General features: G+C 64.1%; 17 protein-coding genes. 9 read left to right on the forward strand and 8 right to left on the reverse strand.

The window, feature by feature from the left end; translation table 11 throughout:
* Positions 1 to 111: 111 nt before the first annotated feature.
* The 4 genes from BRA1417_RS0105300 to BRA1417_RS0105315 all read right to left on the reverse strand — a co-directional run bounded on the left by BRA1417_RS0105300 (position 112) and on the right by BRA1417_RS0105315 (position 3350).
* Positions 112 to 381, reverse strand: a complete 270-nt coding sequence (locus BRA1417_RS0105300) for a hypothetical protein (protein ID WP_027514926.1) — start codon at positions 379 to 381, stop codon at positions 112 to 114.
* Positions 378 to 1808, reverse strand: coding sequence for a radical SAM protein (locus BRA1417_RS0105305; protein WP_027514927.1), 1431 nt, complete (start codon positions 1806 to 1808; stop codon positions 378 to 380). Before BRA1417_RS0105305 ends, BRA1417_RS0105300 begins: the two co-directional genes overlap by 4 nt.
* Positions 1789 to 2505, reverse strand: coding sequence for a prolipoprotein diacylglyceryl transferase family protein (locus BRA1417_RS0105310; protein ID WP_027514928.1), 717 nt, complete (start codon positions 2503 to 2505; stop codon positions 1789 to 1791). Before BRA1417_RS0105310 ends, BRA1417_RS0105305 begins: the two co-directional genes overlap by 20 nt.
* Before the next feature lie 80 nt (positions 2506 to 2585).
* Positions 2586 to 3350, reverse strand: coding sequence for a Crp/Fnr family transcriptional regulator (locus tag BRA1417_RS0105315; protein ID WP_027514929.1), 765 nt, complete (start codon positions 3348 to 3350; stop codon positions 2586 to 2588).
* Between the two features lie 157 nt (positions 3351 to 3507).
* Between BRA1417_RS0105315 and BRA1417_RS0105320 the strand changes: the two genes are divergently transcribed.
* A complete protein-coding gene (locus tag BRA1417_RS0105320; protein ID WP_027514930.1) occupies positions 3508 to 3909 on the forward strand; it encodes a response regulator in 402 nt (133 codons plus the stop codon).
* 9 nt (positions 3910 to 3918) lie between these two features.
* On the opposite strand, the gene BRA1417_RS0105325 is transcribed toward BRA1417_RS0105320, so the two are convergent.
* Positions 3919 to 5460, reverse strand: coding sequence for an alkaline phosphatase (locus BRA1417_RS0105325; protein ID WP_027514931.1), 1542 nt, complete (start codon positions 5458 to 5460; stop codon positions 3919 to 3921).
* 105 nt (positions 5461 to 5565) lie between these two features.
* A complete protein-coding gene (locus tag BRA1417_RS0105330; RefSeq protein ID WP_027514932.1) occupies positions 5566 to 7011 on the reverse strand; it encodes a TAXI family TRAP transporter solute-binding subunit in 1446 nt (481 codons plus the stop codon).
* 152 nt (positions 7012 to 7163) lie between these two features.
* Here BRA1417_RS0105330 and BRA1417_RS0105335 point away from each other — a divergent pair, with 152 nt between their 5' ends.
* A complete protein-coding gene (locus tag BRA1417_RS0105335) occupies positions 7164 to 7466 on the forward strand; it encodes a 4a-hydroxytetrahydrobiopterin dehydratase (protein WP_027514933.1) in 303 nt (100 codons plus the stop codon).
* A 104-nt stretch (positions 7467 to 7570) separates the two neighbouring features.
* Positions 7571 to 7960 (forward strand): YkvA family protein, encoded by a 390-nt coding sequence (locus tag BRA1417_RS0105340; protein WP_027514934.1) that lies wholly within the window; start codon positions 7571 to 7573, stop codon positions 7958 to 7960.
* 169 nt (positions 7961 to 8129) lie between these two features.
* On the opposite strand, the gene BRA1417_RS0105345 is transcribed toward BRA1417_RS0105340, so the two are convergent.
* Positions 8130 to 9104 (reverse strand): NADPH:quinone oxidoreductase family protein, encoded by a 975-nt coding sequence (locus BRA1417_RS0105345; protein ID WP_027514935.1) that lies wholly within the window; start codon positions 9102 to 9104, stop codon positions 8130 to 8132.
* A 227-nt stretch (positions 9105 to 9331) separates the two neighbouring features.
* Here BRA1417_RS0105345 and BRA1417_RS0105350 point away from each other — a divergent pair, with 227 nt between their 5' ends.
* From BRA1417_RS0105350 to argG, 6 genes are all read left to right on the forward strand, one after another.
* A complete protein-coding gene (locus tag BRA1417_RS0105350; RefSeq protein ID WP_027514936.1) occupies positions 9332 to 10171 on the forward strand; it encodes an SDR family oxidoreductase in 840 nt (279 codons plus the stop codon).
* A gap of 117 nt (positions 10172 to 10288) precedes the next feature.
* The gene (locus tag BRA1417_RS0105360) at positions 10289 to 10942 is read left to right on the forward strand and encodes an invasion associated locus B family protein (RefSeq protein ID WP_027514937.1); all 654 of its coding nucleotides are present in this window, start codon (positions 10289 to 10291) and stop codon (positions 10940 to 10942) included.
* 168 nt (positions 10943 to 11110) lie between these two features.
* Positions 11111 to 12313, forward strand: coding sequence for a 23S rRNA (adenine(2503)-C(2))-methyltransferase RlmN (gene rlmN, locus BRA1417_RS0105365; RefSeq protein WP_035968358.1), 1203 nt, complete (start codon positions 11111 to 11113; stop codon positions 12311 to 12313).
* Between the two features lie 134 nt (positions 12314 to 12447).
* The gene (locus BRA1417_RS0105370) at positions 12448 to 12942 is read left to right on the forward strand and encodes a hypothetical protein (protein ID WP_027514939.1); all 495 of its coding nucleotides are present in this window, start codon (positions 12448 to 12450) and stop codon (positions 12940 to 12942) included.
* Positions 12943 to 12998: 56 nt separating this feature from the next.
* Positions 12999 to 13775 (forward strand): phosphatase PAP2 family protein, encoded by a 777-nt coding sequence (locus BRA1417_RS0105375; protein ID WP_027514940.1) that lies wholly within the window; start codon positions 12999 to 13001, stop codon positions 13773 to 13775.
* Between the two features lie 93 nt (positions 13776 to 13868).
* Complete coding sequence (gene argG / locus BRA1417_RS0105380) at positions 13869 to 15206, forward strand: argininosuccinate synthase (RefSeq protein ID WP_027514941.1); 1338 nt, start codon at positions 13869 to 13871, stop codon at positions 15204 to 15206.
* Positions 15207 to 15369: 163 nt separating this feature from the next.
* Here argG and BRA1417_RS0105385 read toward each other — a convergent pair.
* On the reverse strand, positions 15370 to 16502 hold a 1133-nt coding region (locus BRA1417_RS0105385; RefSeq protein ID WP_245286142.1), incomplete at its 5' end, for an OmpA family protein.

Here is a 16502-nt window from a genome sequence, read left to right on the forward strand (position 1 = left end):
ACGCGTTGCGGCGCAATATAGGCAAAAACGACCAAAAAACAATGTGTTCTTTGGCCGTTGGTTGATTGAATTTTGTCCGGGGATTCCCGGGGGTTAGGCGAAAAGCCCGGCTCAGCCGCGCCGGCCCTTGATGGCGGCCCAGATCAGAGCGACCCCGCCCAGCCCCACGACCAGGCCCAGGAACACCAAGGGCGCGACGTCGGAATCGATCCGGCCTCGGTCGGATATGGAGATTCCGCCGAACAGGAGTGCACAGGCGCCGGGCAGCAGCAGGATGATCCCGAAGATCGCCATGAGCGCGGTCAGGCAACCGCTGCGCTTGTTCGGCGGGGCAGGAGGCGGTCCCGGCGGGGCTGGTGAAGGCGTGTCGCTGATGCTCATGCCTGCAGGGCTCCTTCGGTTGACTGCGCCGCCAGTTCGGCGCGGATGCCGTCGATCTTTCCGTTCCGGTAGAACAGATTGTAGGTGTCGAACGGGATGATCGCGCCGTTCTCGGTGACGAAATGAATACAGCTGCGCTTGACGTTGCCGACGCAAAAATTGAAGCGGTCGAGAAACTGCACGATGGTGACGCGGAATACGTTCTCGTAAGTGATGCCCTGCGGGACCTCGAAGCTCGGCAGGCAGCACAACAATTCGCAGACGCGCTCGCTCGTGTTCAGCGGTCCCGAGGACAGCGAAAACAGATCGATGAATTTCTCCCTCAGCGCCGGATGCTTCTCCGGGCTTATCGTATTGGGCAGCAATGCGACGAGCTGCTCCTGCGGGATCAGCGAGGTCAGCGGCAGCACTTTGTCGCCGTTGCGCAGGCCGTAACCGATCGAGATGCTTTCGGGGTTGCAGGGCAGCGGGATCATGTCCTTGTCGCCGAACACGCCGGTTTCGACCACGCGCTTGCGGATCTCCGACAGCATGATGCGGTCGGTGTTCTTGTCGAAATTCTCGTTGCGGCCGGCATCCTGCACCGGCTGCAGCGTGACGCCGCGCACGCATTTCCAGGTCAGCGCGTGGCGAACGATGTCGCCGATCTCGGCATCGTTGACGCCGCGCTTGATGGTCGCGACCAGCGTGGTCGACACGCCGTAATGCTCGAGATTTTCCAGCGCCTGCTGGCGGATCTTGCGCAAATCCGCGCCGCGCAGATTGATCAAAGCGTCGCGTTCGAGCGAGTCGAACTGGAGATAGACCTCGAGCCCGCGCTTGTTCTCGGCGAGCCGCGCCACGAACTCCTTTTCGCGGGCGATACGCAGGCCGTTGGTGTTGATCATGACATGGCGGATCGGGCGGGCGCGCACGGCGTCGAGGATCGCGAAGAAATTTGGATGCAGCGTCGGCTCGCCGCCGGAGATCTGCACGAGGTCAGGCTCGCCCTCGCTCGCGACCAGCGCGTCCAGCATTCGCTCGATCTTGGCCAGCGGCGTGAAGCTGGTCCGCGCCGGCGAGGAATCGGCAAAGCACACCGGGCAGGTCAGATTGCAATGCTCGGTGATCTCGATCAGCGCCAGGCAGGAATGCTGCTCGTGGTCGGGGCACAGGCCGCAATCGTAGGGGCAGCCGAATTCGGTGTGCCGTTGAAAGGCGAGCGGCCGGTCGCCGGGCTTGATGAAATCCTTGCACAGGCGCCAATAGGCTGCGTCCGTCGACACAAGCGTGGACTGGACGCCATGCTCCTTGCAGCGCTTCTCGTACCAGACCTCGTTGTCGAGGATCTGGATCTTGGCCGGCACCAGCTTCAGGCAGGTCTCGCAGAGAGATTGGGTCTGGCCCCAGAAAATATAGGGGCGCGACTTACGCAACGGCGCGTTCATGCATGGGTCTCGCTTTGGGCGCCGTCGCCAGCATGACGACGGCGTAGAGCAGGATGGACAGCGACAGCAGGTGAAACAGCGTGAAGGGGCCGATCAGTGTGCCGTAGGGTTTGAGGAATTCCCACAGGAAGCGCTGTGCGCCATAGTAGACGAGGACGAGGTAGAACCCATTGGTGATCACAAATGCGCTCCGGTTCAAGACCGCCAGCACGTAGAGCAGCGCGAATACCCCCATCGCGGCGCTTTCGTAGAGCTGCACGGGATGCCGAAGGATGCCGTCGCCGAAATCATGGCCCCAGGGCCATGCCGTCGGCGTGCCGTAGGTGAAATCGTCGAGGCCCGCGAAATAGCAGCCGAGCCGGCCGATCGCGATGCCGAGCGCCAGCGGCAGCGTAAAACGGGCGCCGGTTCGTACCGTGATCCCTGCGGACCATTTGTAGAGCTCGATCGCCGCGATGCCCCCGGCGAGCGCCCCCTCGACCGAGCGCGCAATGCCGCTCTGGTCCGACAGCCACAGATTGGCGGAGCCGAACAGATAGGCGCCGAGCCCCGCACCGAAGACCAAAGCGGCAAGGTAGGACCGCTCGAAGGATTGCGCCGGAAACCGCAAGCCCTGTCGCGACAGCCAGTACAGCGCCATGGCCGCCGCCAGCCACGCTGCGATGTCGAAGAGAGTGTGGAGGAAAGCCCCGCTCATGCGGGGGACATTAGCCCAGGTTCCCACCCGGCTGGATAGTGCGGCCGCTTCTTATCCCCGAAGAGGAGCGAGGCGGGCGGCTAGCCGGCTTGCCGCTCTTCGGTCGGATAGACGCCGCGCAGCACCTCCTCGAAGTGCAACTTCACGGCCTCGTTGCACAGGCAGGCGCGCAGGCGCAGGCCCTCGCGGTTGCGGACCAGGATCGATCCGCGGCGCGTGTCGAGCACGCCTTCCGCCTTGAACGACTGGAGCACGCGGCTGGCATAGCTGCGGCCGACGCCGAGCAGCGTTGCGAGCTGTTCGTGGGTCAGCGGCACGCTGCTCTCGTCGCCGGTCCGCTCCATCGCCGCCAGCATCCATTTGGCGGTGCGCTGCTCGATGGAGTGAATGGCGTTGCAGGCGGTGGACTGGAAGATCTGCGCCAGCATGCAGTCGGCGTAGCGAGCGAAGACATGGCGCAACGAGGACGAGCGCTGCTTGGCGGCCTCCAGCTTGCTGACGTGAATGCGCGCAAACGGCCCGCCGAATTTCACGCAGATCCGCGTGTAGGCCGGCAGATAACCCTCGCTGACGATGCCGCCCACCGCGCCTTCGCGGCCGACCAGGATGGTCTCGACATCACGACCGTCCTCGTTGGGAACGAGGAAGGTTGCAAGCGACGGGCCGCAGGGGAAATGGACGACCTGGACGTCGTCGCCGGGGTTATAGAGCAATTCATTCGCCGCGGCGCTTTCGAGCATGACATGCGGTGCAAGCAGGGCGAAGTCGGCCGCGCTCAAGCGCCGCAGCAGATTGTTGGTAGGCCGGCTATCGATCTCGGTGGCGTTGCTGGTCCGCGCGTCCATCTTAAACTCCCATCCGCCTCCACACTAGCGAGTTCCGACGAGGTCCTGTGTGCACAAGTAGACAGACCTGACAACTGTGATGTGATGGTTTCGTTCCGGGAACCCTCCGCGCTGGGTACAGGCGTCGTGACCCGGTATCCCAATCAGAGAAAACCTCATGCTCCAAGTTACGATGATGGCACCCGCTGTTTCCGATGGTTCAAACTGTCCCGCCGATGTCCTCATCGTCGAGGACGATCCGATCATCGCGATCGACTTCGAGGATCGCCTGCTCGGATTTGGCGTGAAGAGCGTGCGCACAGTAGGTTCAGTCGCGCAGGCGCTGACCGCAATCGCGGCGCGCGCCCCCGAATTCGCCATGCTCGACGTGGGATTAAGTCGCGAGAACAGCTTTGCGGTTGCCGAACGGCTCGCGGCCCTGAGAATTCCGTTCGTCTTCGTCACCGGCTACGGCGCTGACGCGCGCATCCCTCCGGAATTCGCCAGCCAGCCGCGCCTGCAGAAGCCGTGTTCGACCGACGCGCTGGAGGCGGCGCTGCAGGTACGCGCGGCGGACTAGCGATACGCGTCAGGCCGGCTTCGGATCGAGCGTGGTCGACCACAGCGCGACGTCAGCGCGGTCGCGCAAGGTCACCGTCATCTGGCCGGAAGCGCCGTCGATCTTGACGTGACCGAAGAACTGCATGCCGGCGGACGGCGGCAGGTTCTGGTTGTCGTTCCCCGGCGCCTTGACGAAACGCACCTCCGGCCCAAACGTATTGTCGAGCGCGTTCGGACCGAACGTGCCCGCGTGAAGCGGGCCCGACACGAACTCCCAGAACGGCTCGAAATCCTGGAATTGCGCCTTGTTCGGATCGTAATAGTGCGCGGCGGCGTAATGCACGTCCGCCGTCAGCCATACGGTGTTGCTGACCGGCGCCATCTTGATGAAGCGCAGGATGTCGGCGATCTCGAACTCGCGGCCGCGCACCGGGCCGTCGCCCTGCGCAATGGCTTCCGATCCACCCTTTGCCGTATCTGACACGACGAGGCTGAGCGGCATGTCGGAGGCGATCACCTTCCAGGTCGCACGCGAATTCAACAGGCCGCGCTTGAGCCAGGCGATCTGGTCCGGGCCGAGGAAATAGCTGGCCGGGCCGTAAGCGGTTTCGAGGTCGGCGCCGTTCGGGCCGCGATAGCTACGCTCGTCGAGCACGAACACGTCCAGATGCGGACCGTAGGATATCTGGCGATAGACGCGGCCGGGCTCGACGATGCTCTCGCGCATCGGATACATCTCGTGGAAGGCACGGCCTGCGCGGGCCGCGAGCAGCGCGATGTCGCGCTCCTTGTAGGTCGCCGGCAGCTCCTTCGAGAGCGACCAGTTGTTGGTCACCTCATGGTCGTCCCACTGCACGAAGATCGGCACTTCGGCATTGAAGGCGCGAAGATTGTCGTCCGTGAAATTGTATTTGTGCGCGGCGCGGTACTCGTCCAGCGTCTCGGCGACCTTGGCCTTCTCAGGGATCGTGACGTTCTTCCAAATCTTGCCGTCGGCGAGCTTCACCTCGGACGGGATAGGTCCGTCGGCATAGATGGTGTCGCCGGAGTGCAGGAAGAAATCCGGACGGTGCTTGCGCATCGCCGAGAAGGTGAACATGCCGCCGTCATCGGAGTTGATGCCCCAGCCTTGTCCTGCGACATCGCCGCCCCAGACGAAGCTGACGTCGCGGCGGTCGGCGGGCGCGGTGCGGAAGCGGCCGGTCACCGGCTCGCCCTCCACCGCGGTGTGCGACAGATCGCGAAAGCGGACGCGGTAAAAGATGTCCTGTCCGCCCGGCAGGTTTTCGATCAGCATCTTTGCGGTGAAGTCGCTCTCGGGCAGCGCCGCGATCGGCGGCAGTGCGCGGGCATCCCTGAACGAGTCCGTCGTCGCCACCTCGACCAGCATCTGTGCGGGCCGGTCGGTGCGCGCCCAGACCACGCCGCTGTCGATGGTGACGTCGCCCGACTGCACGCCATGGGTCACCGCCGGCCGGTCGGCCGCGCGGGAGAGATGGGGCATGGCGACCGTGCCGAGCGCGCCGGCACTGGTCGTTAGGAAACGGCGGCGGGAGAATTTGATGTTCATGAAGACGGTCTCGATATCGCGTGAGGCGATCGCCCAGGGCGGCCGCCACGGTGAAGCCCGACGCTATATTGAGACAATGTGACGCAGCGATTACGCGCGAAGCGCTTACGCGTTGCCGGCGGCCCGGAATTGCGCGCCGGTGCGCTGCAGGTTCTGCGGCAGCCTGAACAGCACCGCCTTGCGGTCGGCAACCGCCGCATGGAACTGGTCGAGCGCGATGTTGAAGGCGGTGAGCGCACCTTCCTCGATCGCGCCGTGGTCGTAGCAGCGCAGCGTGTCGCGCAGGATCTCGTCGGCTTCGGTCTGCATCTGATCGAGATCTTCGGTCATCTCGCTCTTTCGTGCGGCGGTGATCATGTCGAGCAGCCGCTCGCGCAGATGGCTGTTGTTGTCGCGCTCGTCCTTCTTCAGATAGCCCGCAAACCAGGCGCCGATCGAGCCCATGGCCGAGAGCGCCATCAGGGTCCACCAGATGTAGTCACTGTATCTGTCGAGGAAGGTCTTTTCTTCGCCGTCGACGAAAGCGGCGGCGCCGGGATGCACGGGAATCACCGCATCCTTGTCGGTGTCGGGCGTTTCGATCTTCGCCGCCAGCGGGAATTCCGTCACCAATTGCTGGCGTACGGAGAAAAGCTGACGCGTGAACGCCGCGATGGTGGTTTCGGACACAGCCTTGCGCGCTACGATGTGGTGCGAGAAGCTGATGGTCTTGACCTCGTCATCGGGACGATCGGGCGAGCCGCCGTAAGTGCCCGCGGGAATCTCGGCCGCTTCATAGACCGGATGATTTTGCGCAATCGCATCGGCAGAATCGATCGCGAGGAAAGTCGGCGTGCCGAACTCCTTGGCGGAAGTGGCGATCGCGTCCGAAGTGATCTTGCTGTTGACGGGACCGGCCGCGAGATAGGCATCGACCTTCTGCGACTTGATCGCCTCGGCAACTTCATTGGCCGGGAATTGCACGATCTCGACCTTGGCGGGATCGACGCCGTATTGCTGCAGGATCACCTTGAGCAAATTGACGTTGGCCTGGGTGCGGCCGACCACGCCGACCCGATGTCCGGCGAGCTGCGCGACCTTGGTGATCTTCGCGCCCTTCTTCTTGCCCTTGCGGGACGGGGACCACAGCACCACGACGTTCTTGCGCAGGGTCGCAACCGCTTGCGCGTTCTTCGGTACGTCGACGTCGCCGCGAACGATGGCGAGGTCGGCCTTGCCTTCCGCGAGCAGATTGGCGCTGGCGGTGGCGCCGTCGGTCTGGATCGGGCGCAACCGCACGGAGCTCTTGTGCTGTGCGAAGGCCTGGGTCAGTGCCTGCACGACCTTGACGTCATCGCTGTTGGCCGGGCCGACCGCGATCTTCAGCGTCACCGGTCGCATGGCAAAGTAGTAGCCGCCGGCGAGGGCGCCAACGATCGCGAGCACCAGCGCGAGAGTCACGAGCGCCGTCTTCCGCGCCGATGATCGCGGCGAGGGCGGGGTGGGCGCTTCGGCCAGGTCCAATCCCCCGGTCATCGATCTCCCGAACAGTCGCTTGAGGCTCAGTTTCATCTTGGCCGGCGATTTACGCCCGCAAGTGTAGCAAATTTCTTGTCCGGCAGGGTTACATCTCCGTCATGGTTAGCGGATGGGGTCTAATCCCCTGTGAACCCGGGCGTCAGTGCGGGGTTAGGGTAAAGTTCCCCTGAAGGACGGAGGCGACGATGGCAGAACGGCTCTCGGCGGAGGCGCGCAGGCAGGCGCTGGGCGGACTGCCTGATTGGACCGAGGTTCAAGGAGGCGACGCGATCGGGAAAACCTTTGTCTTCAAGGATTTCAACGAGGCCTTCGGCTTCATGACCCGCGCGGCGCTGGTCGCCGAGAAGATGGATCACCACCCCGAATGGCGCAATGTCTACAAGACGGTGGAGGTGGTGCTGTCGACCCATGACGCCGGCGGCCTCAGCGCGCTCGACATCGAGCTCGCCAGAGCGATGAACGCCATCGCCAAGCTGACACCAGGCTGACGTCTTGCAGGGGCCGGCCGGGTCCCCATCTTGTGATCAGCACGGGATGCGGCGATCTGCCACCCCTGATGCCGCCCTTGGCTGGAACGGGGAGTTTGTCGAACATGGCTGCCGAACACAGCGTCGGTTTCGAGCCGGCCGACCGGCTAGCGGAAGATCGTGAGAGCGTTCGGCACCGCTTCTGGCGCAAGCTGAAGCGTGTCGCCGCTCATCTGCCGTTCGCAGAGGATCTGCTCGCGGCTTATTACTGCGCGTTCGACCGGCAGACGCCGCGCCATGTCCAGGCCTCGCTGCTCGGCGCGATTGCCTATTTCATCCTGCCGTTCGACTTCGTTCCCGACGTGATGCCAATCCTCGGCTTCACCGATGACGCCGCCGTGCTCGCCACCGCGATCCGCATGGTCGCCAGCCACATCACGAATGAGCATCGCGAAGCCGCCCGCGCCGCGCTGAAGCGCGGGGTGGATGAGGTGGACGTGGAAGCGCCGCAGTAGCTGTCGCCGCATCCTCCGCCGTCATTCCCCGCGAAGGCGGGAAATCCAGTACGCTGCGGCTTATCGATTGAACCACGACCGTCTCGGAGTACTGGATCGCCCGGTCAAGCCGGGCGACGACAGCTGAGTGTGTGGTGACGATGTCGCGACACACTACGCGCCGACACCCTCACGGATGCAGGATCACCTTGCCCATGGCCTGACGTCCCGCGAGCACCTTCAGCGCATCCGCGGTCTGTGCCAGCGGGAAGACGCGGTCGACATGCGATGAAATCTTTCCTTCCGCCGTCCACTTCACGAGCTTCTCGAGATTGGCGCGGTTCTTTTCCGGATTGAGGCGCGTCCAGGCGCCCCAGAACACGCCGCGGATGTCGCAGCCCTTCAGCAGCGCGAGATTCAGCGGCATCTTCGGAATGTCGCCGGCGGCAAAGCCGATCACGAGGAAGCGGCCTTCCCAGGCAATCGAGCGCAGCGCCTGCTCGGCATAGGTGCCGCCCACGGGATCGAAGATGATGTCGACGCCCTTGCCGCCGGTGAGTTTTCGCAAGCCCTCCTTCAAGTCTTCCTTGCCGTAATTGAGCGTGAGTTCTGCGCCATGCGCCTTCGCGAATTCGAGCTTCTCGTCCGACGAGGCGCAGGCGATCACCTTCAGGCCCATCAGCTTGCCGAGCTCGCACGCGGCAAGTCCGGTGCCGCCGGCGGCGCCGAGTACCGCGAGCGTCTCGCCCGGCTTCGGGCTGGCGCGATCTTCCAGCGCATGCAGCGCTGTGCCGTAGATGATGATAATGCCGGCCGCGCGGTCATAATCGAGATTGTCGGGGATCTTCACGATCGATGCCGCCGGCAGCGCGATCTTTTCGCGCGCGCCGTTGTGACCGCAGGAAGCGACGACTCGATCGCCGACCTTCAGGTCGGTCACGCCGGGACCGATGCTTTCGATCATGCCCGCGACTTCGGCGGCCGGCGAGAACGGGAACGGCGGCTTGATCTGGTACTTGCCTTGAATCATCAGGATATCGAAGAAGTTCAGCGCCGCCGCCTTGATCGCGATCACGGCTTCGCCGGGACCGGCCACCGGATCCGGCACATCAGCCAGAACGAGATCGTCGGGCTGGCAATATTGCGAGCAAAGGATGGCTTTCATGGCGGCACCTTCTTGAGAGCACTTGGCGTTTCGAGGCAGATTTATAGTTGGGCTGGTTCTGCCGGATTTAGGGACGCCCGACAATCCGCTTTCTTTGTCTGAATCGTATCCAGGCCTATCCTCGTCGTTGCGAGCGAAGCGAAGCAATCCAGACTATTTCCGCGGTACGGTTTCTAGATTGCTTCGCTTCGCTCGCAACGACGAACCAAGAACAAAGGATTCAAACCATGTTTGAAACAGGCCTGCTCAAGGACAAGCGCATCCTCGTCACCGGCGGCGGTTCGGGTCTCGGTGCTGCGATGGCGCACCGCTTCCTCGCGCTCGGCGCCGAGCTCGTGATCTGCGGCCGCAAGCTCGATCGGCTCGATGCGGCGGCGAGCGAAATGCGCGAAGAGACCGGCGGCAAGGTCACGACGGTCGCCTGCGATATCCGCGATGGCGCCGCCGTCGAGAGCATGATGGACGCCATCTGGCGCGAGGCGCCGCTCGATATTCTCGTCAACAATGCGGCTGCGACCTTCATCGCGCAGAGCGAACATCTCTCGTTCCGCGCCGCGGATGCGATCCTCGCGCCGACGCTGCATGGTGCGATGTATTGCACGCTTGCCGCGGGTAAGCGCTGGATCGACGGCAAGCGTGGCGGCGTCGTGCTCTCGATCCTCTCGACCTCAACCATCACCGGTCGCGCCTTCACCGTGCCGTCGGCGATGGCGAAGTCCGCGGTGCTGGCGATGACCAAAAGTCTCGCCGTGGAATGGGGCCCGAAGCGCATCCGCACCGTCGCGATCGCGCCGGGACCATTCCCGACCGCCGGCGCCTCGGGCCAGCTCCGTCCCGAGGGGCGCGACGAAGGATGGGCCGCGCGCAACCCGATGGGACGCGCCGGCGAGCACAGCGAGCTTGCCGACCTCGCCAGCTTCCTGGTCTCCGACCGTGCCGGCTACATCAACGGCGAGATGGTGGTGATCGACGGTGGCGCGCATTTGCGCAGCTCGGGCGCCGAGGATTTGTTGCGCTGGACCGATGCGCAATGGGCGGAGCAGCGCGCGGCGCGATCCAGGGCTTAGTCGCCGCGATCTTCGCTAACTGCCTTCCCAAATTGGACTTTCCCGGCTATCCCTGCCTCGGGGACAACGCGCGGCCGGGCCATCTTCCAGTCACAATATTGAGGGAACCACTCCAGCATGTGGCGGGTGCTGATTTTAGCTTTGATGACGGGCGTGGCGGCCTGTGGAATCACCGATTCCGCGCGGGCGCAGCCTGCGCCCAAAACTGCACCGAAAGAGGCCGCGCCGAAATCGGCTGCGCCGGCGACCAATACGACCGGCAAGACGGCTGCAAAGCCCGAGAGCAAGCCGGTGGCCCCGCACGCGGCGGTTGCGGGCGGCGCCGAGCCGACCCTGATCGGTCAGTTCGGCACCTGGGGCGCTTATTCGGCCGCGCCCAACGGAAAAAAAGTCTGCTTCGCGCTGGCCAAGCCGTCGTCGTCGAAGACCAACCCGCCGAATCGGCCGCGCGATCCTGCCTATGCCTTCGTCTCCACCCGCCCGGCGGAGAAGGTCAACAACGAAGTCTCGGTCATGATCGGCTACGCGCTCAAGCCGGGCTCTGAATCCTCGGTCGAGGTCGGCGGCGCCGCTTTCGCCATGTACTCGCAGGGCGATGGTCTCTGGATCAAGAACGCGGCCGAGGAAGAGCGGATGGTCGAGGCCATGCGCAAATCCGCCGATCTCGTGGTCAAGGGCGTCTCGTCCAAGGGGACCGAGACGACCGACACCTTTTCGCTGAAGGGCCTTGCCCAGGCGCTCGACAAGATCGCGCAGGATTGCAGGCGTTAAGCCTGCGGTCGATAAGGTCGCAATCGGCAGGTCTGGTTGCTATATAGGGGCGGTTCCAGATTTTCTCCCGTCATTCCGGGGCGATGCGTAGCATCGAATCCGGAATCTCGAGGTTCCGGGTCTGGTCCTTTGGACCATCCCGGAACGACCACCTAATCAGGCCATTCCATGCAACCGATGACCGAGCCGCACAACGCAATACTGGTGGAGAAGACTCCGCTTGAAACCTATGTGCCGCCGGCGAGGCCCTCGCTGATCGGCCTGTCGCGTACCGAGCTTGCCGATCGCCTCGGCGAGATCGGCGTTGCAACGGCGCAGCGCAAGATGCGCGTGCAGCAGCTGTGGCATTGGATGTATTTCCGTGGCGCCCAGAATTTCGACGAGATGACGTCGGTCTCGAAGGGCATTCGCGCCGAGCTCGCGCAACATTTCACCGTCGACCGGCCCGAAGTCGTGGCCGAGCAGATCTCCAACGACGGCACCCGCAAATGGCTGCTGCGGCTGCCGAGCGGCGACAATGTCGAGCGGGCACATGAAGTCGAGTGCGTCTACATCCCGGAAACCGATCGCGGCACGCTGTGCGTCTCCTCCCAGGTCGGCTGCACCTTGAACTGCTCCTTCTGTCACACCGGCACCCAGCGCCTGGTGCGCAACCTCACTGCCGGCGAGATCGTCGGACAGGTGATGGTCGCGCGGGATCGTCTGAACGACTGGGCCGATCGCGAAGACGGTACGCGTCGTGTCACCAACATCGTGATGATGGGCATGGGCGAGCCGCTCTACAATTTCGACGCGGTGCGCGATGCGCTGCTGATCGTCGGCGACAACGAAGGCATCGGCATCTCCCGCCGCCGCATCACGCTGTCGACCTCGGGCGTGGTCCCGAATATCGTGCGCGCGGGCGAGGAGATTGGCGTGATGCTCGCGATCTCGCTGCATGCGGTGCGCGACGAGCTGCGTAACGAGCTGGTGCCGCTCAACCGCAAATATCCGATCAAGGAATTGCTGCAGGCCTGCCGCGATTATCCCGGCGCCTCGAACGCGCGCCGCATCACCTTCGAATATGTGATGCTCAAGGGCGTCAACGACTCGCTCGATGATGCCAAGCTGCTGGTGAAGATGCTCAAGGGCATTCACGCCAAGATCAATCTGATCCCGTTCAACCCCTGGCCCGGCACCGCCTATGAATGCTCGGACTGGGACCAGATCGAAAAATTCTCCGAATACGTCTTCAACGCCGGCTATTCATCGCCGGTGCGCACCCCGCGTGGCCGCGACATCCTGGCGGCCTGCGGCCAGCTCAAGTCGGAGACGGAAAAGCTTTCCGCCAGGGAACGCCAGACGCTGCGGGCTATGGCGATGACGGATTAGCTTGGTAGGTGCACTGTGTTGCTTCCCCGTCATTGCGAGGAGCGCAGCGACGAAGCAATCCAGACTGCCTCCGCGGACGCATCTCTGGATTGCTTCGCTTCGCTCGCAATGACGGTAACGTTGGCATCCTCTGCATGTCCCTGATCGGCCGCCTCATCGTCATCTTCATCGGCTTTCTCGCCGCCTGCTTCATCGGCGGCATGATCGTCGTCGTCGCGCTGTTGTTTCCGGAGTTCGCCGATCTCGGCGCAGGTCCCGTCGATCAGGGCACGATCGATATCGTGCTCGGGTTCGGCTTCATCTTCGTCTCCGGCTTTGCGCTGGTGCCGGCGGCGGTGATCGTCGCGATCACCGAGGCGCTCTACATCCGCAGCGCACTCGCCTATGCCGTGGGCGGAGGCGTCGTGGGGCTCGCCTGCTATCTCGGGCTCGTCCCGTTTCATTCCGACACGCTGCAATTCGAAGGCATCGTGCGGCGGCATCTGGAGATCATGACCGGCGCCGGCATCGTCGCCGGTGTCGTCTACTGGCTGATCGCCGGCCGCAATGCCGGCGCCTGGCGCAATCCGCCACTGCCGCGCAAGCCGCCTCCGCCGCTGCCGTCGAATTCAAGACCGGACGTGCGGTGAGTTTCTGACTTGCCACGGGGTTTTCATCCCCTTCCCACTCGGCTAAACCCCGCGCCATGAACCGGACTGGACTCTTCATCGCCCTGGCGCTGTGGCTCGTGATCGGCGTCGTTTTCGGCCTCTATCCCGAGCTTGATCTCAAGCTCGCAGCGCTGTTCTTCGACCCTGATACGAAGTCGTTTCCGCTCAAGCTGAAGGATTGGGCCGGCTTCGCGCGCGATGCCGCGATGTGGGTCGCCTGGGCGTTCGTGCTGCCTGCGCTGATCGCGCTCGTGGTCAAGATGTTCAGGCCAGACCGCCCGCTGATGGTATCCGGGCGCGCGATCGTCTTCCTGCTGGTCACGATCATCCTGTCAGCCGGCATCCTCACCAATCTCGCCTTCAAGTCCTATTGGGGCCGGCCGCGCCCGGTGGTGGTGACGCAGTTTACCGGCGACCAGCAATTCGTGCCGTGGTGGGATCCGCGCGGCGGCTGCGCGCGCAACTGCTCGTTCTTCTCGGGCGAGGGCGCGACCGCATTCTGGACGCTGGCGCCCGCCGCACTGGCGCCGCCGCCGTGGCGGCCGCTCGCTTATGCCGGAGCCGTGGTGTTCGGCCTCGTGACCAGCGGGCTGCGGATGGCCTTTGGCGGTCACTTCTTCACCGACGTGTCGATCGCCGGCCTCGTCACCTTCGTCGTGATCTGGTTTGCCTACGCGCTGATCTACCGCTGGCCGCGGACCCGGTTTTCGGACGAGGCGGTCGATGCCGCCCTGACCCGGCTGAACATGCCCGCCTACCGGCTGCGCCAGCGCCTGTTCGGCCGCAAGTCGAGTGCCGAGCCGTCAGTTTGAGCCATTAAAGGGGTGCCGAGCCCCGCGAAATTTGATATTCGCGCGGTCAACCCGTGAAACGACACCCGCCCTTCGAGACCGATTGGAAGCCTCATGACCACGATCCTGAAAAGCCTGCCCAAGGGTGAGAAAGTAGGCATCGCTTTTTCGGGCGGCCTCGACACGTCGGCGGCGCTGCTCTGGATGAAGCAGAAGGGCGCGCGCTGCTACGCCTATACCGCCAATCTCGGCCAGCCCGACGAGGCCGATTACAACGAGATCCCACGCAAGGCGATGGAGTTCGGCGCGGAGAAAGCGCTGCTGGTCGATTGCCGCACGCAGCTCGTCCATGAAGGCATCGCCGCGATCCAGTCCGGCGCCTTCCATATCTCCACCGGCGGCATCACCTATTTCAACACCACGCCATTGGGGCGCGCGGTCACCGGCACGATGCTGGTCGCGGCGATGAAGGAGGACGGCGTCAACATCTGGGGCGACGGCTCGACCTTCAAGGGCAACGACATCGAGCGCTTCTATCGCTACGGCCTGCTGACCAATCCGGGCCTGCGCATCTACAAGCCCTGGCTCGACCAGCAGTTCATCGACGAACTCGGTGGTCGCGCGGAGATGTCGGCGTTCATGACGGCGCAGGGCTTTGCCTACAAGATGAGCGCCGAGAAGGCATATTCGACCGACAGCAATCTGCTCGGCGCCACGCATGAAGCCAAGGATCTCGAGAGCCTCGACAGCGGCATCAAGATCGTCAACCCGATCATGGGCGTGCCGTTCTGGCGTGACGACTGCAGCGTCAAGGCCGAGAAGGTCGTGGTGCGTTTCGAGGAAGGCCAGCCGGTCGCGCTGAACGGCCAGACCTTCTCTGATCCGGTCGCGCTGTTCCTCGAAGCCAACGCGATCGGCGGCCGCCACGGCCTCGGCATGAGCGACCAGATCGAGAACCGCATCATCGAGGCCAAGAGCCGCGGCATCTATGAAGCGCCTGGCATGGCGCTGCTGCACATCGCCTATGAGCGCCTCGTCACCGGCATCCACAACGAGGACACCATCGAACAATACCGCATCAGCGGCATGCGTCTGGGCCGTCTGCTCTATCAGGGCCGCTGGTTCGATTCGCAGGCCTTGATGCTGCGCGAGACCGCGCAGCGCTGGGTCGCCCGGGCGGTTACCGGCGAGGTCACGCTGGAGCTGCGTCGCGGCAACGACTACTCGATCCTCAACACGGAAAGCCCGAACCTGACCTATGCGCCGGAGCGGCTCAGCATGGAGAAGGTCGAGGACGCGGCGTTCACGCCGGCCGATCGCATCGGTCAGCTCACCATGCGCAACCTCGACATCAACGACACCCGCGCCAAGCTGAAGCTCTATAGCGACACGGGCCTGTTGTCGGGCAGCGAAGGCTCGCAGATTTTCCGGCTGGAGAGCGACAAGGGCTGACGTTCCCGGAGATTGTTGCCTCATTCGTCATTGCGAGCGAAGCGAAGCAATCCAGGATCTTTCCGCAGCGGCAGTCTGGATTGGTTCGTCGCTTCGCTCCTCGCAATGACAGAAACAAAAATGGCCGGGATTGCTCCCGGCCATTTTGCGTTTGCGCGTGCCGTTACCGCGGCGGCGCGGTGCCGGGCGGGGGCGGCGGCAGCGAGGCCTGGCCGCCGTTGAGCAACGGCGTGATGTTGCGGACGGTGACCCGCCGGTTGATCGCGCTCGGCCCTTGCGTCTGCTCCTTGAGATACTGCTCGCCATAGCCCTGCGAGGTCAGGTTCTCAGCCGGCACACTGAATTGCTGTGTCAGCAATTCGGCCGCGGACTGTGCACGACGGTCCGACAATGACAAATTGTCGACGTCGTTGCCGACCGCGTCGGTGTGTCCCTCGATCAGGAACACCGAGCGCGGGTTGGCCTGGATCGCCTGATTGAGACCGTCGGCGATCACTTGCAGCTTGGCCGCCTGATCCGGTGGGATCGTCCACGAACCCGTCTCGAACGTGATCGAGTTGACGTCCACGCTCGGCATCTGCATGCGAACATTGGGGCTGTAGCGGATTTCGTCGAGCGTATAACGCCGATCGATCCGCTGCACCGGCGGTGCCCGCATGGTCTGGTAGATCACGTCCGGCGAGGCCTCCTGGGCATCGACGATATAGCGGTCGTAGGGAATGTTCACGACCGGCGGCGGCGCGTCGACATAGAAGCCGCCGACCGACTGCGGATCGCGATAGCTGTTGTCGATGATGATGAGCTCGCGCCCGCGGGAATCCCTGCGGATGCGTCGCAGCAGCCGACCGTCCGGACCGACAACAGTAATGATCTCGCTGCCATCGGGACGGATCACCACGGTGCGGGTATCGGCGCCGACAGTCTCGGTGCGGATGTCGCGGGCGCCGTAGCGGAAGCGATAGAGATCGTTGCCGCGGACGTATGTCTGCCCACCGGGATCGCGGATGATGATGCGGTCCGGCTCGGTGTAGACGGTGCGACCGCCTTCGACGGATTCGCGCCGCTGATTGTGGAGGTCGGCGATGGTAGCTCCGATCACGGCGCCGGCAACCACACCTGCACCGATCGCGAGCGGCGTGAGGTCACGCTGCGGCGGACGCGGTGCTGGCGGCAGCGGTGCTGCGACCGTCGGCGCGGTTCGGAAAGCCGGCGCAACCGTCGGCGGCGCGTATTGCGCCCTGTTGGGCGGAGGCGTTGCGGCCGCGGAGCCCGGGACGGTGCTCGGTGCCGCAGCGC

Origin of the sequence: Bradyrhizobium sp. WSM1417 (assembly GCF_000515415.1) — a bacterium.
Classification (GTDB): Bacteria; Pseudomonadota; Alphaproteobacteria; order Rhizobiales; family Xanthobacteraceae; genus Bradyrhizobium.

What these genes read in the sequence shown, in the direction of transcription:
- BRA1417_RS0105330 (WP_027514932.1), bottom strand. Translation starts at nt 7,011, where the DNA reads ATGAAACTGAGCCTCAAGCGACTGTTCGGGAGATCGATGACCGGGGGA.
- BRA1417_RS0105315 (WP_027514929.1), bottom strand. Translation starts at nt 3,350, where the DNA reads ATGGACGCGCGGACCAGCAACGCCACCGAGATCGATAGCCGGCCTACC.
- BRA1417_RS0105350 (WP_027514936.1), top strand. Translation starts at nt 9,332, where the DNA reads ATGTTTGAAACAGGCCTGCTCAAGGACAAGCGCATCCTCGTCACCGGC.
- BRA1417_RS0105300 (WP_027514926.1), bottom strand. Translation starts at nt 381, where the DNA reads ATGAGCATCAGCGACACGCCTTCACCAGCCCCGCCGGGACCGCCTCCT.
- BRA1417_RS0105370 (WP_027514939.1), top strand. Translation starts at nt 12,448, where the DNA reads ATGTCCCTGATCGGCCGCCTCATCGTCATCTTCATCGGCTTTCTCGCC.
- BRA1417_RS0105375 (WP_027514940.1), top strand. Translation starts at nt 12,999, where the DNA reads ATGAACCGGACTGGACTCTTCATCGCCCTGGCGCTGTGGCTCGTGATC.
- argG (WP_027514941.1), top strand. Translation starts at nt 13,869, where the DNA reads ATGACCACGATCCTGAAAAGCCTGCCCAAGGGTGAGAAAGTAGGCATC.
- BRA1417_RS0105335 (WP_027514933.1), top strand. Translation starts at nt 7,164, where the DNA reads ATGGCAGAACGGCTCTCGGCGGAGGCGCGCAGGCAGGCGCTGGGCGGA.
- BRA1417_RS0105360 (WP_027514937.1), top strand. Translation starts at nt 10,289, where the DNA reads ATGTGGCGGGTGCTGATTTTAGCTTTGATGACGGGCGTGGCGGCCTGT.
- rlmN (WP_035968358.1), top strand. Translation starts at nt 11,111, where the DNA reads ATGCAACCGATGACCGAGCCGCACAACGCAATACTGGTGGAGAAGACT.
- BRA1417_RS0105305 (WP_027514927.1), bottom strand. Translation starts at nt 1,808, where the DNA reads ATGAACGCGCCGTTGCGTAAGTCGCGCCCCTATATTTTCTGGGGCCAG.
- BRA1417_RS0105325 (WP_027514931.1), bottom strand. Translation starts at nt 5,460, where the DNA reads ATGAACATCAAATTCTCCCGCCGCCGTTTCCTAACGACCAGTGCCGGC.
- BRA1417_RS0105345 (WP_027514935.1), bottom strand. Translation starts at nt 9,104, where the DNA reads ATGAAAGCCATCCTTTGCTCGCAATATTGCCAGCCCGACGATCTCGTT.
- BRA1417_RS0105340 (WP_027514934.1), top strand. Translation starts at nt 7,571, where the DNA reads ATGGCTGCCGAACACAGCGTCGGTTTCGAGCCGGCCGACCGGCTAGCG.
- BRA1417_RS0105310 (WP_027514928.1), bottom strand. Translation starts at nt 2,505, where the DNA reads ATGAGCGGGGCTTTCCTCCACACTCTCTTCGACATCGCAGCGTGGCTG.
- BRA1417_RS0105320 (WP_027514930.1), top strand. Translation starts at nt 3,508, where the DNA reads ATGCTCCAAGTTACGATGATGGCACCCGCTGTTTCCGATGGTTCAAAC.